The following is a 14,501-nucleotide window of genomic DNA, read 5'->3' as shown; positions in this document are numbered from 1 at the left end:
CCGGCCTCCTGCTCTTTGATCATCCCGATAATCTGTGCCTCGGTGAAACGGCTCTTTCGCATTCGTCTGCTCCTTCAGGTTGGGCAGACTCTACATCAGATTGAGGGAACTTCCGGGGGGCAGGTCAGGATCACTTGCGACAGCCGCCCACATCGCATCAAGGCGATCCTTTTTCATGGTTGGCGAGCAATCGTCTGCTAGGCTTACGATGATATAGCTGCCACCAATCGTTGCTAGGTTTGAGATGGTTGGATTAAGTTCCCCATCTTTCAGCATCTCTTTTGAGATTGCAGATTTTGGCATCGAGTCCTTCTTGGATTGAAGGATCGTGTCTGGACGACTTAGGAAGCCTGTGTCTAATTCGGCTGCATTTACTTGCACATGGATGTCGATGCCCTCGTCAGGCGCCTTGATCGAGCCCGACCAACTGACACCTGCCGGGCTATGTCCATGCGCAGCGATCTCTGCTTCGGCTAGCCTTGCGATCAACTCTTCCAAAAGAGTGTCGGAAAGCCGAAGCAAGTCATCTTTTTCAATTTCGAAAATCGGCATCGCAGAACCTTAGCGCAATATATTGCCTATCAATTTAGCCGAACGCTCAATACTTGGGAACATCGAGGCCACAAGCAAGTCGCTATGTCTCCACTGCACTTGCCACGACATCAATGTCGGCTTTCAACGTTTACTATGTCGGGTTGACACTTGCCTCAAATGTCTGCTTTCCGCCCACCACGCCACACCGCAGTCATGCTCCTCGGGAGTGGAGGGTTCGCGCATCCCCAACCGGCTGGCACTGGCTGCATCCCCATAACGCCTTTGCCTTTTCCCTAGGACTTCGGTCTCGTTGCACTTCCCATCGTCGCGCATGCAAGTCCCACCCGACGCGGTGCGCGCGCTTCGATACGGTCGTCTCATCAGCAATAAATGTGAGACAAAACCAATGACCACACCGTTCAAAAACAGCGAAGTCGCGCGCTTCATCACCGACCGTGTTGACGCCTTAGCGCATCGCAAAACCCAAAGCGAAATCGCCGCCGAGGCGGGCTTTGCGAATGCGAATTTCGTGTCGATCCTGAAATCGGGCAAAAGCAAGTTACCCTTAGACCGGGTGCCGTCGCTGGCGAAAGCGCTTGAGGTCGATCCGGCCTATCTTTTACGCATCGCGCTCGAGCAGGCGGTGGGTGCGACGGCGGGGAAGGCGATCACAGAGATCTTCGGCTCGCCAGTCACGGCCAATGAACGCGCTTGGCTTGAGGAGTTGCGCGATGCGTCGGGCAACAGCGATCCGCGCATGACCGCGCGGGGGCGGACCACCTTGCGCGGTATCTTCGGCAAATGACCGATCTCTTCATCACACCGATGGGACCACTGGGACAGTGGGACCAGCTTTCTGAAAACGAGAAGGCGTGGATCGAGTTCATCCGGGTGATCAGCGCGGGGCGTGACCCGAAGATCACACCAGAGCGTGTGCGCAAGTTGCGCGAACTTCTGGATGCGGGATGAGGCGTCGGAGCGGCAGACCTCAGCCATTCCCTGGGGAGGGGCGCGAGCCCCTCGCTCACAGAGTGATCATTCGTCATGAGGAATGTTCAGGTGCGTTGCGAAGCACGCTTGCATATTCGCTTCGTGCTCGATCAGATCAGACAGTCGCCAGCGCGTGACGCCGGGACCGATTTTTCGTGCTTTCGGGAAGTCGCCGTTTCTTTTCCACCGATAAATGGTGTCAATTGAGACGCCGTAGCGCGCGGCAACTTCCTCGACCTTCAGATAGACTTCGTTTGCTAGCGACTGTGCGTTCAATGATCTTCTCCGGTGCTGCATTCTGGCGCGAGCGAGCTTCATCTCGGATTTCAAGGAAGGGTTGCGGACTTCACCTTGCCAACCCCATGCATAGAATCTCCGCCTCGAAGTGTCACATCAAGCGCACACGAATTGTAGCCCAGATGTAGCCCGGAACGAGGGCTACGCAATAGGCTGATATTGCCTGCCTATAAATCTTATTTATTTTTCAGGGGTTTAAGTGGTGCCCAGAGCCGGAATCGAACCAGCGACACGCGGATTTTCAATCCGCTGCTCTACCAACTGAGCTATCTGGGCACCGGGCCTTACCGGCGTTGGTGGGGGGTTACTAGACGAGGGCGCGGGGGCTGTCCAGAGGGTTTTTGCGGATTTTTCCTCCGTATGCGTCCCTTAGTGCCGCAACCCCGGCCCGGGCGTGCCGGGGCCCTCTTCGGGGGCGGGGTCGTCTTCTTCCAGCGCCTCCCCGGGAATCACATAGGAGCCGTTCAGCCAGCGCGCCAGATCAATGTCGGCGCAGCGCTTGCTGCAAAAGGGCCGATATTTCGGATCCTTGTCCTTGCCGCAGATCGGGCAGCTCATGCCTGCCCCCCCAGCAAGGCACCAAGCGCCACCCGGTCGCGTTTGCGCACCAGCTCATACATGCCCAAAGGCGTCCAGCCCGCAAGGCTGGTTTCCGCCGCCTCGCCCTTGAACGCCGCGCGCAACTGCTGTTCGAGCGCGGCGCGGTCGCGTTTTGGCATCGGCGCGAAATCCACCACCACCTGCCCGCCAAGACCACGCAACCGCAACTGGCGCGGCAAGTCCCGCGCGGCGGCGATATTGGCCTTCAGGCTGGCGGCGGGCGAGGTATCGTTGCCGGTGTTCACATCCACCGCAATCAGGGCCCGCGTCGGCTCGATCATCATGTGACCGCCGCCGGGCAGGGCCACGCGCGGCGATAAAACCGCATCAATGGCCTCTAGCACGCCATGCGGCTCAAACCCTTCGACCACCTCATCGGGGGCGGGGTCGGCCCAGTCGCGCCAGGCTTCCTCATGCGGGGTGGGCGCATCCACCAGCAATTCGGGCGCCCCCTCGGTATCGGCCAGAACCGCCTCGGCCAGATCGCGCAATGCGGCAAGATCCTCGACGATCTCGCCTTCTTCCGTGCCCTCGCAGGCCGAGCGCAGGATAAGCCCCATATCGGAGCCTTCCATCACCACACCGGCCAGCGCCTGCAGACCGTCACGCGTCTCTTCATCGCGAATGCGGCGCGAGATATTCAGCCCCGGGGCACCGGGGGTAACGATGCCGTAGCGCCCCTTGAACAGAAGCCGCAATGTCACCGGCAGCGCCTTGCCCGTCTCGGTCCCGCCCGAAACCTGCACCAACACGCTTTGGCCAGGCGAAAGCCCCTTTGCCTCGCGCAGGAAGCCTTTTTCGCCGCCGGGCAGCGTGACGAACACGCCCCCCTGCCCTTTCATCTGCCGTTCCACGCGACCGCGGCAGATCGCGCCCGGCGCCAAAGCCACAGCTTCGGACGCATCGATCAACAGATCTTCCAGACGGCCATCCACCATCAAGGCGGCGGCTTCGCGGCCTTGCACCGCGCCTAATATGACGACACGGCCCTTCATGCAGGCTCTCCCACAGCAAGGCCCGCCGCGCGCAGCAGCAAAGCCGTTTCGGCCAATGGCAAGCCGACGACCGCAGTGAACGAGCCCTGTATCCAAGGCACAAAGGCGCCGCCCCGCCCTTGGATCGCATAGCCACCCGCCTTGCCGCGCCATTCGCCGCTGGCAAGATAGCCGTTCACATCGGCATTCGACAGCGGACGGAATTTCACCACCGTATCCACCAGCCGTTCGCGCAGCCCCGTGGCCGAACGCACCGCAACGGCGGTCATCACATGGTGACGCCGGCCAGACAGCAGCCACAAAAACTCGGCCGCCTCTTTTTCATTTTCGGGTTTGCCCAGAATGCGGCGCCCGCAGGTCACCGTGGTATCGGCGCAGATCACCACTTCATCGGCGGCACAGGGCAAAACGGCGGCCTTTTCGCGCGCCATCCGCGCCACATAATCGCGCGGACGTTCGCCTTTATTGGGCGTTTCATCGATATCCGGGGCGCGCACCTCGACGGGTTCCAGCCCCAACTGGGCCAGAAGCTCACGCCGTCGCGGGCTGGCCGATCCTAAGATCAGCTTCACTTGAACCGGTAGTTGATGCGACCCTTCGTCAGGTCATAGGTGTTCATTTCCACCTGAACCCGGTCGCCTGCCAGAACACGGATGCGGTTTTTCCGCATCTTGCCTGCCATATGCGCGATGATCTCATGGCCGTTTTCCAGCTCGACCTTGAACGTCGCATTCGGCAGGAGTTCCTTCACGACGCCGGGGAATTCGAGCATTTCTTCCTTGGCCATGGTCACTCCATTGGGGGATACCCGCCGATCGCGGGCGCGCGATACATGCGCCCGGATCGGGAAAAATTCAAGCGCAATGTCAAGCCTTGCGGGGGTTTTCCGACACAAGACGCACCTGCGCGGCCTGCATGGGTTGCTCGGGCCAGTGCCGGAACGTCAGCACCTCACCATCGGTGCGCGCCTGCGCCACCGCATCCATATCAACGGTGGCGGTGACCCAGCCGGGCACATCATAATCACCCTCGGCCAAAACGCCGGTCGCGCACCAGCCCGCATCCGGCGGGGCGTAAACCGCCGCCGCGCCGTGATTTTCATCGACGGCGGGGCACCAATGGGCTTGCCCCACGATCACCGATTGCACGGCGACACATTGATTTTCCAGCGCGCGAGCCTGTGCGCCGATGCGCACACGATGGTAACCGGCCAAAGTATCGGTGCAACTGGGGACAAGCAAAAGAGTGGCCCCCGCCTCGCAAACCGCGCGGGCCAGCAGCGGGAATTCGCTGTCATAGCAGATCAGCACCGCGATCCGGCCCAGCCCCGTGTCAAACAGGCGCAGTCCCTCACCTCCGGCATCAATGAACCATTCTTCGCGCTCAAAGCGCGTCATGATCGCCTTGTCTTGATGCCCGATCCGGCCAGAAGGGCCAAAAAGCGCCGCGCGATTGCGCCGCGCCATACCCTCAACCACCGGGCCAGAGGGGGCCAAGATATAAAGGCCAAATTCAATCGCCAGCCCTTCAAAGAGCCGCTCCATCGCATCATGATGGCGTGCCACCTCGGCAACCGAACGTTCCAGATCCGCCGCCACCTCGGCGCCGCCAAGCGAGGCAAGCTCCATCGCGCCGTATTCGGGAAAGACCAAAAGATCGGCGCTGCTGCGTGCCCCGCTTTCGACCCAAGCGCGGGTCTTCGCTTCATATCCCGCCCAGTCGTCCAGCCAATCCAGCGGATAGGCTGCGCTGGCGATGGTGATCCGCGTCATAGTTGCCGCCCCCAGAATTGCAGCGCCTTTTCGGTTTGCGTGCTTTCCCCTAGATCGGTCCAGCGAAAATGCGCCACCACCCCCGGCATCGGTTCATAGCCGCGCTTGCGCCAAAACGCATCAAGCGGACGGTAGCCGGCGGGTTTGCGCGGGTGATCATCGGGCCGGATCACCGAACAAAAGGCCGAATAGCTGTGCCCCAAGGCGCGGGCGTGGGCTTCGCGGGCCTCAAAGAAGGCATGTCCTAACCCCTGCCCGCGATAGGCGGGCAAAAGCACCGACTCGGCACAGTAGAACACATCGCCCAATGCCAGCCCGGTCTTTGCGAAAGGGGCGGCGAAATCATCTGCGTGGTCTTCAAGCGGCGTGCCCGTGGCGGCGCCGACCAGCTTCGCCCCGTCAAACGCCCCCACGACCACCGCGTTTTGAGAGTTCCGATAGCTTTCCAGATAGCGCCGCTCATAATCGAGTGACCCGTCATAGATATAGGGCCAATCGCGAAACACCGCGATGCGCAGCGCCGCCACATCGTCAAGCGCAGCATCAAGCGCCGCGCCGGTCAGAACCGCGACCTTCATCCGCCGACCTGCCGAATCCAGTCGGCCAAATTGTAATAGGTGGTGACCCGCGCGATACGCCCGTCGCGCAGGGTGAAAAACGTGCCCGCTGGCAGCACATAGGTTTGCCCTTTCGCTTCGGGCAGCCCCTCATCGGTGGCGATATAGGCGCCGTTCACAACGAATTCGGCGGCCGCGCGGGTCCCCGCATCATTGGCCATAACCACGATGTCGGTAAGTTCTTCGCGATAGCAGCGGGTCATATGCGCGTTGAATTCGCGGAATTTCTCGACCCCACGGCGAATATTTCCCTCGTTGACGTGGTGTTCGAAATCCTCTGTGACAAGCGCCTCCATCGCGGTGGTATCCCCACGATTGAAGGCCTCGAAATAGCTGGAAATGGCGGCAAGGGCGGCGGCGCGCGGCATCGGAAACCTCTCGTATTTTGGGGCAAATTGGCATGCCGCCCCGGTGCCGTCAAACCGCAGAACCGGCAAGACGGTGCTCAAAACCGTCTTGCCGCTTTTGTTCAGGCAAGCGCTGCGCGAATCGTTTCCGCAATCGGCGTTGTCGGGCGGCCGATCAGCCGCGACAGGGTCTTGCTGTCATCAAACAAGCCTGCGGCACTGCCGGCGCGTTCATCCGATTGCGCCAGTGTCTCGGCAAAGGCGGCGGGCAGGCCGAACCCTTCCAGCGCTTTGGCATAGTCTGCTTCGGACATATTGACGAAGGCCACCGGCTTGCCAGCCTGTTTGGACACCTCTGCGGCAAATTCCGTCATCGTGAAGGCGCTGTCGCCCGCAAGTTCATAGGTTTTGCCCGCATGATCGGCATCAAGCGCGACCACCGCCGCCGCTTCGGCAAAATCAGCGCGCGCGGCTGTGGCCAGTTTGCCATTCCCGGCCGCACCGATCACCGCGCCATGTTCAAGCGCCGCCCCCAATGCACCGGTCAGGTTTTCGCTATACCAGCCATTGCGCAAAAGCGTGTATTGCAAGCCGCTTTCCTTCAACGCGGCCTCGGTCGCCATGTGGTCTGCCGCCAAGAGCGTAAGCGGCGAGGCATCGCCCTTCAGCACAGAGGTATAGACCACGCGCGTCACGCCTGCCTCTTTCGCGGCGGCAATGGCGCGTTTGTGTTGGCCCGCACGGTCGCTGAAATCATTCGACGAAATCAGCACCAACACCTCAACCCCGGCAAGCGCGGCGGCATTGGGGGCGTTGTAATCAAACGCGCGGGCCTCATATCCGCTGACCTTGTCCGGGCTGCGCGCAAGGGCCACGGGGGCGGCGCCGCGCGCTTTGAGCGCAGCAAGAACAAGTTGGCCCAATTGGCCGGTGGCGGCGGTCACAGCAATGGTCATGACGATCTCCTTTATCATTTGCTTGCACCACCAAGCCACAAGCGCTAACAAAACGTAAGTGCATACAACAATGTAAGTATCCCACATTGACGCACAGAAGAGGTGCAAACCGATGCCAAATATCTCACGGGGCGATGTTTTTGCCTCTGCCTGCCCCTCGCGGCAAATTTTGCAGCATGTTACCTCGCGCTGGGGCGGGCTCGTGCTGATTGCGTTGCGCGAGGAAACGTTGCGCTTTGCGCAATTGCGCCGCCGGATTGATGGCATTTCCGAACGGATGCTGGCGCAGACCTTGCAAGTGCTAGAAGGGGACGGTCTGATTTTGCGCACAGATCATGGCGAGGTGCCGCCGCGGGTGGATTACACGCTAACCCCGGCAGGGCGCGAAATCTCGGCCCGCGTCTTTGCGCTGAGCGATTGGATCGAGGAAAACTTGCCCGAGCTTTTGGCACTTACGCCGAATGCGGCGGCCCAAACCGTTCAATAATGTGATCGCGGATCTGGTCGCGAGTCTGGCGGTAATAGCCCAACCGCACCTCGCGCCCCTCGCCCAGACCGGTTGGGTCCATAATCATCCAATGTTCGACCTCGATATGGTAGAACCGCGTTAGATCGAGCGCTTGGTGATAAGAGGCGGGCGACAGCGCCACGATCAAGTCAAACCCGCTTAGATCATCGCCCATTTCGCGCAATTCGTGAAAGCTGCGCGCCTGATGGCGTTCCAGATCCACGCCGATTTCCGCGCAAACGGCGATCGCGAACCCATCGGTGTCAAGGTCCGCCTTCACCCCCACCGATTGGACATAGACCTCGCGGCCGTAAAATTTTTTCATCATCCCTTCGGCCATCGGCGAGCGCGTGGCATTGTGATCGCAGCAAAACAGGACCGAATGGGGAAGGCTGGCCATCAGCTAACCGGGGTCAAAACACAAACAAGGGTAAAGAGCCGCCGCGCGGTATCAATATCGATCTCGGCTTTGCCCTCAAGGCGCTCTTGCAGCACCCGCGCGCCTTCATTGTGAATGCCCCGGCGCGCCATATCGATGGCTTCGATCTGGCTGGGCGGCAGCTTTTTGACCGCCTCAAAGTAGCTTTCGCAAATCTGGAAGTAGTCCTTCACCACCTGTTTGAACGGACCGAAGGACAGGTGAAATTCGGTGACCTTCTCCCCGGTTTCGAGACAGGTATCAAAGACCAGCCGCCCATCGCGCACCGCCAAGGTGAGCGCATAGGGGCCGGGCGGCGGCGTCTGCCCATCGCGCCCCGGAAGCGTCCAGCTATTGTCTTCCAGCAGGTCAAACACCGCCACCCGGCGTTCCTGCTCTATTTGCGGCGTGGGCGCGGGCAGGCCCGAATCGTCGATCTCGATATGAGAGATGCGGTTCATCAAGCCCCCCCGTCATTAAGCGCATCCAGACGCGCACGGACAGACAGTCCATGTGCCTCAAGACTTTCCGAAATCGCCAGCGTTTCCGCCGCCGGGCCAATGGCGCGCAAAGCCTCGGGCGTCATCTTCGCCAAAGTGGTGCGTTTCAGGAAATCCATCACCGACAGGCCCGAGGAGAACCGCGCCGAACGGGCGGTGGGCAAAACGTGGTTCGGCCCGCCAACATAATCCCCAATCGCTTCGGGCGTCCACGTGCCCAAGAAGATCGCGCCCGCATGGGTGATGTGCACCGAAAGCGCCTCGGGGTCTTCTACGCAGAGTTCAAGGTGTTCGGGCGCGACGCGGTTCGACAGCATCGCCGCCTCGGCCAGATCGCGGGTGACGATAACGGTGCCAAAATCGCGCCACGACGGGCCGGCGATGTCGCGCCGTTCCAGCGTTTCAAGGCGCGTTTCCACCGCCTGCGTCACCGCCTGCGCAAACGCGGCATCGGGCGTCAGGATCAGCGCTTGGGCGGATTGGTCGTGTTCGGCTTGGCTCAAAAGGTCAATCGCCACCCAATCGGGGTTGGCCGTGCTATCGGCAATCACCAAAATTTCCGACGGGCCCGCGATCATATCAATGCCCACGCGGCCAAAAACGCGCCGCTTCGCCGCCGCCACAAAAGCATTGCCCGGCCCGGTGATTTTATCAACCGGGGCAATCGTATCGGTGCCATAGGCAAGCGCGGCCACCGCTTGCGCCCCGCCGATGCGGTAGACGGTATCCACGCCCGCAAGCTCTGCCGCCAGCAAAACCAGCGGGTTCACCGCACCATCGGGCGTCGGGCACACAACCACCAGACGCTCAACGCCCGCGACTTTTGCCGGGATCGCATTCATCAAAACGGAGGAAGGATAGGAGGCCAAACCGCCCGGAACATAAAGCCCCGCCGCCGAAACGGGCGACCAGCGCCAACCAAGCTCGGCGCCGTTTTCTTCGGTCCAGCGCTCTTCCATCACCGGCATTTGCCGCAGGTGATAGGCGCGAATGCGTTCTGCGGCGAGTTCAAGCGCCGCGCGTTCCTCGGCGCTGACCTTCGCCACCTCGGCCGCGATTTCCGCGCGCGAAAAAGCAAGCGTCTGGGGGGACAGCGCCAGCCGATCAAACTTCGCGGTATAGTCGATCACCGCCGCATCGCCACGGTCGCGCACATCGGCAATAATCGCCGCCACGGTGGCATCGACATCGGGGCTGTCTTCGCGCTTCATCCCCAAAAGGGCGGTGAAACGGGTCTCGAAATCGGCGTCTTGCGTGGTGAGGAAATGCGGCATCACAGGCTCCTTATTCCACCCCGGGATAGTGCGTTGCACGTCGCGGGGCAAGCGTCGCGCGGCACCGCAGCACAACATGCGCGCTCAGCCAAGTTTTTTTACCAAGGCATGACCCAAAAGCGCCCCGCCACTGGCTGCGGGGTCGGGCCGCCAGCCCTGCGATAGATAAAACCCCCGCGCGGTGTTGGTGGCCGTCAGGCGGGCATCGCTACGCGCCAGCCCGCGCAGATCCGCCTCCAGCGCGGCCAGCATCGCGCGGGCGTGGCCCTGCCCTTGCCGCGCGGGGGCGACAAACAACAGGCTGATCCGCCCCCGGCCCGCGGGTTGCTCGCGCCAATCCAGCCCGCCGACACAGGCAAGCCCCGCGTCTTCGCAAAGCAAAAGCCGCTGCGCCGGATCAGCGATCCGCGCCGCAAGCGCCGGGCCATCATTCGCCGCGATCCAAGGCCGCATTCGCTTGGGCTGCCCGTGATGATCGGCCGCACATAACGCGGTGATAGCCGCCGCGATCAGATCTGCCATGGCGGGCAGATCATCCACCGTCGCGGGGCGGATCATTCCGGATGATGCGGCGCTTGCCCCGACACAGCCGCATAGGGGCGCGTCACATCGCGCAAATCCAGCGCAAGGCATTCGACCTCTGCCGCCAAGGCACCATCGCCCGCCAGCACCAGCACCACGCGCCCCGTGCCATCCGCGCCCGGCTCAAACGCCAGTTCAAGCACGGATAGAACCAGATCGGCATCATGCCGATCAAAGCCTTGCGACGCGACCTTGAGCACATCGGAAATCACCAAAAGCGTCTGCACCCGTTCATAGGGGCGCCCCTCGGCTTCGGCCCGGGCCTTGTCTTCCCAGCGAAAACGATTGAGCAGCATCGACAACCGCCGTGCTTTCGGCTCGTAACGAATCTCCGCGACCGGCAGCACCGCATCTTGCACCAAGGCGGCCATTACCGTGACATCCTCGGCGCTTTCGCCGCGCAGGTTCAGCGGCGCCTCGCCGCCATCGGCAAACCGTGCATCCCGGCTCATTCTTCCCTCACCCGCTCAATATGCGCCCCAACGGCGCGCAGCTTGTCTTCGACCCGTTCATAGCCGCGATCAAGGTGATAAACCCGGCGCACCACGGTTTCACCCTCGGCGGCCAGCCCCGCCAGAATCAGCGACACAGAGGCCCGCAAATCAGTGGCCATCACCGGCGCGCCTTTGAGCCGTTCGACCCCATGCACCGTCGCATGGCCGCCCTGAACCTCAATCTTCGCGCCCATCCGCATCAACTCGGGCGCGTGCATGAAACGGTTTTCGAAAATGCGTTCTTCCAGCACCGAGGTGCCCTCCGCGGTGCACAAAAGCGCCATCATCTGCGCCTGCAAATCGGTCGGAAAACCCGGAAACGGTTCGGTCACCACATCGACCGCATTGATCCGCCCGTTCTTGCGCTTCACCTTTAGCCCGCGCTCGGTTTCCTCCACCGCGACCCCAGCGGCATCCAGCTTTTCGCAAAAGCTCTCGACCAGTGCGATCTTACCGCCCAAGCATTCGACTTCGCCGCCGCAAATCGCAGGCGCCAGCATATAGGTGCCCAGTTCGATTCGGTCGGTCACCACCGGATGGGTGGCGCCATGCAGCCGGTCCACCCCCTCAATCACAATATCCGAAGTGCCCTCGCCCTCGATCTGCGCGCCCATTGCGCGCAAGCACTGCACCAGATCAACAATTTCAGGCTCGCGCGCGGCGTTTTTGAGCACCGAGGTGCCCTTGGCCAGCACCGCCGCCATCAAGAAGTTTTCCGTCGCGCCCACAGAGGCAAAACGCATCTCATGCACCGCACCCTTAAGCCCGCCCTTGGCCTGCGCATGCAGATAGCCGTCTTTCAGCTCAATCTCGGCGCCGAGCGCAGTCAGTGCATCAATGTGAATATCCATCGGCCGCGCACCAATTGCACAGCCACCGGGCAAAGACACAACCGCATGGCCCAGCCGCGCCAAAAGCGGCCCCAGCACAAGGTTCGAGGCGCGCATCTTGCGCACAATGTCATAATCCGCGACCGGGTTGATTTCCCCATGGCACGAGGTCGCCAACACCTTACCATCTTGCAACGCTGTCACTTCAGCCCCAAGCGAGGCCAAAAGCTGCGTCATCGTGCGAATATCGGACAGACGCGGCGCATTGGTCAGCGTCAGCGGCTCTTCGCTCAACAGCGTGGCCGGCATCAGCGCAAGACAGGCGTTTTTCGCCCCGGCAATCGGAATCTGCCCCTTGAGCGGCCCATTGCCGCGCACCACGATGCTATCCACTACAGATTTCCTTCCGGGCCGGTCTTGGCCTCATCATCAGACAGCCCTTCCGCCGCGTCGCGTTGCCGCGCCTGCGCCTTGCGCCGCGCCAGATTGGCGCGCAACGCCGCAGCCAGCCGCTCTTCACGGCTTTGCGCGGACGGTGGCGTGTCGCCAGAACGGCGCGATTTGGGGTTTGTCTCCTTGGTCATGGCCCTTCTGTAGCGGTCTGCGCGAAATGTGTCGAGAGAGGGCGCGAATTTGCGCTTGCATGCCTCGGCGTTGTCGTCTACATCGCCGCCACGGTCAACGAAGGCCGCACGGTGCTGCAGTAGCTCAGTGGTAGAGCACTCCCTTGGTAAGGGAGAGGTCGAGAGTTCAATCCTCTCTTGCAGCACCATTTTATTTTCTTTGAAATCAAAAACTTAGCCTTTTCGGGCGCTTATGCCCATTGCGCTGTACCAACCCTTGTACCAAGATTGCATTGGTACAAGGGGGGCTAGCATGGCATTGGCAAAGGTTGCAGGCACCAAGATACGCGGTGGCACCTATCACCTGAATATCTCGATTCCGCCGGAAATCCGCCACTTGCATAAAGGCCGGGCGCTACTGACTGGCACGCTCAAGACGGCGGACCCGAAGGTCGCGGCGAATGAAGTCATTCGTGCCCGTGCCCAACTACTCGAGCAAGTGGAAGAGATGGCACGCAGTGCGGACGTGAACGCGCGCCTTGCGGAACTGCCGCCGGATCAACGGGCGCTCTATGACCGTGCTGGTGGGCTAGAAGGCCTTCTCGAGGCCTTTCAGAGCACACAGACCGCGCGCGCCTTCCTTGCGGCGGGTGACCTGTCCACCATGACGGATACCGAGGAATTTCCGCCCGACCCGCTGGAAATTGAACTGGCAGCCGCAGAGCACCGGGCGGCGTCAGCCGCCCTTGAGGGGATTGCACGGCGCGAGGCCAAGACGCTGCGCGCGTTGGGAGAGAAAGTAGAGGTGCCGGGCGGCGACCTTTCGGGGGTTGCTGAACTGGCTGAGGCCTTTATTCGCGCCAAGGAGTACACCATCCAGAACGCCGAAAGCGTACGATACACCGTCCGACGATGGATCGAATTTCATGGGGACCAACCGCTAGCCAAACTGAGCAGGGCGCATCTAGCAGAGTTTGACGATGCCGCCCGCGACCTTCCTGTCGCCCGCGAATGGCTCAAGAAGCCCATGCGCACAGCCGTTGCCGCTGCCCAAAAGGGGAACCTTGACCGGGTAAGCTACAAGGTCCGTGAACGACTGATAAATCATCTAAAGGCCCTGTCCGCTTTTGCATTGAATAAGGGGGCGCTGACTGTGGACCCTTGGGTTGGATACAAAATCGACAAGCCGAAGGGAAAAATCGCAGAGGCAAGCACGCAAAAGCGCAAGGGCTTCCCTCCCGAACAAGTGAAGGCTATTCTGGCCTACGTTGCCGCGACCACTCACGCGGACACCGCCGACCACTGGCTTCCTATGCTGTCAGCTTATTCAGGCGCGCGCCGGGAAGAACTTGGGCAACTGCTCGTGGAAGATGTTCTAACCGGCGGCGATATCCCGGCCCTTCGGATCACCGATGAAGATGAAGTGCAGAAAGTTAAGAACGAGCATTCCTTGCGCGTTATACCTGTTCCGCCGGTCTGTATCGAAAGGGGCTTCTTGGACTTTGTCGCGCGCCGCCGTCAGGCGGGCGGGGCTATGCTTTTCCTTGAAGAGTACACCGACAAGCGCCACCAAAAGACCTTGCGCGAAATGACCCCGGACTCACGCGGGCGGCTGACAGAGATTTACGGTGGGCGCTTCTCTCGCAAAGTCCTCGCGCCACTTGGGATCAAGACCAAAGGCCAAGGGTTTCATGCTCTGAGGCATAGCTGGACCGATGCGGCGCGGCGCGCGAAGATCGACCCTGAAATCAGGCGGCTGATCGCGGGGCGGCTCGACGGGGAAGACGCTACGGAAGCCAGATATGGGAGCAGCGACCTTTTGACCGAAAAGCTGGAAGCGCTGAAACAAGTTGCAAAATTCGTAGAAGCATGAGGCGACTTCAAGCTTGCCTATCAGATCAATCAGTTCAAAAGCACCTGCCTCGAACGCCGCGATGAGCGAACGCGACAGCGAACATTCCAGCACGAAAACGCTCACGAAACCTCACGCTGGCGTTACCGCAAGCACAGATTTACCACCTACACGCACACAAATAGCTGGTTTTAAACGATAAAAAGCTGGAAGGGGCGTGTGTGTTGGAAATTCTCATCAAGCACACTTTGGAGGCGTGTTTTGCCTATTAACCTGTTGTTTTTAAACAATTAGTGCAACAAATCAGGACGGCGTGCTGGGGCGATTTTTTCCTACACCCGCACAAGCCGTTGAAATCACTTAAAAATTTTG

21 protein-coding genes and 2 tRNA genes are annotated in these 14,501 nt (G+C 60.9%); 5 read left to right on the top strand and 18 right to left on the bottom strand.

Translation table 11 applies throughout. From position 1 onward, the window contains the following. Positions 1 to 90 precede the first annotated feature (90 nt). Positions 91 to 552: a hypothetical protein gene (locus CKO11_RS13155; protein ID WP_223639596.1), complete on the bottom strand. Its 462-nt coding sequence runs from the start codon at positions 550 to 552 to the stop codon at positions 91 to 93. A 388-nt stretch (positions 553 to 940) separates the two neighbouring features. Between CKO11_RS13155 and CKO11_RS13150 the strand changes: the two genes are divergently transcribed. Next, positions 941 to 1,339 (top strand): helix-turn-helix domain-containing protein, encoded by a 399-nt coding sequence (locus CKO11_RS13150; RefSeq protein ID WP_223639594.1) that lies wholly within the window; start codon positions 941 to 943, stop codon positions 1,337 to 1,339. Continuing rightward, positions 1,336 to 1,503, top strand: coding sequence for a hypothetical protein (locus CKO11_RS13145; protein ID WP_170952586.1), 168 nt, complete (start codon positions 1,336 to 1,338; stop codon positions 1,501 to 1,503). Before CKO11_RS13150 ends, CKO11_RS13145 begins: the two co-directional genes overlap by 4 nt. A gap of 66 nt (positions 1,504 to 1,569) precedes the next feature. Here the strand turns inward: CKO11_RS13145 and CKO11_RS13140 are convergent, their stop codons facing one another. The 10 genes from CKO11_RS13140 to CKO11_RS13095 all read right to left on the bottom strand — a co-directional run bounded on the left by CKO11_RS13140 (position 1,570) and on the right by CKO11_RS13095 (position 7,108). Then, positions 1,570 to 1,800 (bottom strand): helix-turn-helix transcriptional regulator, encoded by a 231-nt coding sequence (locus CKO11_RS13140; RefSeq protein ID WP_223639591.1) that lies wholly within the window; start codon positions 1,798 to 1,800, stop codon positions 1,570 to 1,572. Positions 1,801 to 2,021: 221 nt separating this feature from the next. Next, positions 2,022 to 2,097: transfer RNA gene (locus CKO11_RS13135), tRNA-Phe, on the bottom strand. Between the two features lie 93 nt (positions 2,098 to 2,190). After that, a complete protein-coding gene (locus CKO11_RS13130) occupies positions 2,191 to 2,379 on the bottom strand; it encodes a DNA gyrase inhibitor YacG (protein ID WP_223639588.1) in 189 nt (62 codons plus the stop codon). After that, positions 2,376 to 3,416 (bottom strand): ribonuclease E/G, encoded by a 1,041-nt coding sequence (locus tag CKO11_RS13125; RefSeq protein ID WP_223639585.1) that lies wholly within the window; start codon positions 3,414 to 3,416, stop codon positions 2,376 to 2,378. Before CKO11_RS13125 ends, CKO11_RS13130 begins: the two co-directional genes overlap by 4 nt. Then, positions 3,413 to 3,988, bottom strand: a complete 576-nt coding sequence (locus tag CKO11_RS13120; RefSeq protein WP_223639582.1) for a Maf family protein — start codon at positions 3,986 to 3,988, stop codon at positions 3,413 to 3,415. Before CKO11_RS13120 ends, CKO11_RS13125 begins: the two co-directional genes overlap by 4 nt. Beyond that, on the bottom strand, positions 3,985 to 4,203 hold the full coding sequence (gene infA, locus CKO11_RS13115; protein ID WP_055212580.1) for a translation initiation factor IF-1: 219 nt from the start codon (positions 4,201 to 4,203) through the stop codon (positions 3,985 to 3,987). Before infA ends, CKO11_RS13120 begins: the two co-directional genes overlap by 4 nt. Positions 4,204 to 4,282: 79 nt before the next feature. Beyond that, on the bottom strand, positions 4,283 to 5,179 hold the full coding sequence (locus tag CKO11_RS13110; RefSeq protein WP_223639608.1) for a carbon-nitrogen hydrolase family protein: 897 nt from the start codon (positions 5,177 to 5,179) through the stop codon (positions 4,283 to 4,285). 5 nt (positions 5,180 to 5,184) lie between these two features. Next, on the bottom strand, positions 5,185 to 5,766 hold the full coding sequence (locus tag CKO11_RS13105) for a GNAT family N-acetyltransferase (protein ID WP_223639579.1): 582 nt from the start codon (positions 5,764 to 5,766) through the stop codon (positions 5,185 to 5,187). Beyond that, positions 5,763 to 6,173 (bottom strand): ketosteroid isomerase-related protein, encoded by a 411-nt coding sequence (locus CKO11_RS13100; RefSeq protein ID WP_223639576.1) that lies wholly within the window; start codon positions 6,171 to 6,173, stop codon positions 5,763 to 5,765. The genes CKO11_RS13105 and CKO11_RS13100 overlap by 4 nt, the downstream gene beginning before the upstream one ends. Before the next feature lie 101 nt (positions 6,174 to 6,274). Then, a complete protein-coding gene (locus tag CKO11_RS13095) occupies positions 6,275 to 7,108 on the bottom strand; it encodes an SDR family oxidoreductase (protein ID WP_223639573.1) in 834 nt (277 codons plus the stop codon). Between the two features lie 112 nt (positions 7,109 to 7,220). On the opposite strand from CKO11_RS13095, the gene CKO11_RS13090 reads away from it, so the two are divergent. Continuing rightward, positions 7,221 to 7,595 carry a winged helix-turn-helix transcriptional regulator gene (locus tag CKO11_RS13090; protein ID WP_223639570.1) on the top strand — a complete coding sequence of 125 codons (375 nt, stop codon included), beginning with the start codon at positions 7,221 to 7,223 and terminating at the stop codon, positions 7,593 to 7,595. Here CKO11_RS13090 and CKO11_RS13085 read toward each other — a convergent pair. The 7 genes from CKO11_RS13085 to CKO11_RS13055 form a co-directional block, all read right to left on the bottom strand. Next, positions 7,561 to 8,016 carry a low molecular weight phosphatase family protein gene (locus CKO11_RS13085; protein WP_223639567.1) on the bottom strand — a complete coding sequence of 152 codons (456 nt, stop codon included), beginning with the start codon at positions 8,014 to 8,016 and terminating at the stop codon, positions 7,561 to 7,563. The genes CKO11_RS13090 and CKO11_RS13085 overlap by 35 nt on opposite strands. Further along, a complete protein-coding gene (locus tag CKO11_RS13080; protein ID WP_223639564.1) occupies positions 8,016 to 8,495 on the bottom strand; it encodes a UPF0262 family protein in 480 nt (159 codons plus the stop codon). The genes CKO11_RS13085 and CKO11_RS13080 overlap by 1 nt, the downstream gene beginning before the upstream one ends. Then, a complete protein-coding gene (hisD, locus tag CKO11_RS13075; RefSeq protein WP_223639561.1) occupies positions 8,495 to 9,808 on the bottom strand; it encodes a histidinol dehydrogenase in 1,314 nt (437 codons plus the stop codon). The genes CKO11_RS13080 and hisD overlap by 1 nt, the downstream gene beginning before the upstream one ends. Before the next feature lie 84 nt (positions 9,809 to 9,892). After that, positions 9,893 to 10,366, bottom strand: coding sequence for a GNAT family N-acetyltransferase (locus CKO11_RS13070; RefSeq protein ID WP_223639559.1), 474 nt, complete (start codon positions 10,364 to 10,366; stop codon positions 9,893 to 9,895). Then, positions 10,363 to 10,842: a DUF2948 family protein gene (locus tag CKO11_RS13065; RefSeq protein ID WP_223639557.1), complete on the bottom strand. Its 480-nt coding sequence runs from the start codon at positions 10,840 to 10,842 to the stop codon at positions 10,363 to 10,365. The genes CKO11_RS13070 and CKO11_RS13065 overlap by 4 nt, the downstream gene beginning before the upstream one ends. Further along, the gene (gene murA / locus CKO11_RS13060; RefSeq protein WP_223639555.1) at positions 10,839 to 12,107 is read right to left on the bottom strand and encodes a UDP-N-acetylglucosamine 1-carboxyvinyltransferase; all 1,269 of its coding nucleotides are present in this window, start codon (positions 12,105 to 12,107) and stop codon (positions 10,839 to 10,841) included. The genes CKO11_RS13065 and murA overlap by 4 nt, the downstream gene beginning before the upstream one ends. Continuing rightward, positions 12,107 to 12,298, bottom strand: coding sequence for a hypothetical protein (locus tag CKO11_RS13055; RefSeq protein WP_223639553.1), 192 nt, complete (start codon positions 12,296 to 12,298; stop codon positions 12,107 to 12,109). Before CKO11_RS13055 ends, murA begins: the two co-directional genes overlap by 1 nt. Before the next feature lie 113 nt (positions 12,299 to 12,411). On the opposite strand from CKO11_RS13055, the gene CKO11_RS13050 reads away from it, so the two are divergent. After that, positions 12,412 to 12,486: transfer RNA gene (locus CKO11_RS13050), tRNA-Thr, on the top strand. Positions 12,487 to 12,590: 104 nt separating this feature from the next. Continuing rightward, the gene (locus CKO11_RS13045; protein ID WP_223639551.1) at positions 12,591 to 14,150 is read left to right on the top strand and encodes a site-specific integrase; all 1,560 of its coding nucleotides are present in this window, start codon (positions 12,591 to 12,593) and stop codon (positions 14,148 to 14,150) included. Positions 14,151 to 14,501: the final 351 nt, after the last annotated feature.

Origin of the sequence: Rhodobacter sp. TJ_12, from assembly GCF_020023995.1 — a bacterium.
Taxonomy (GTDB): domain Bacteria; phylum Pseudomonadota; class Alphaproteobacteria; order Rhodobacterales; family Rhodobacteraceae; genus Rhodobacter.
The sequence above is the reverse complement of the archived record's forward strand: the minus strand, read 5'-3'. Positions and strand labels throughout refer to the sequence as shown.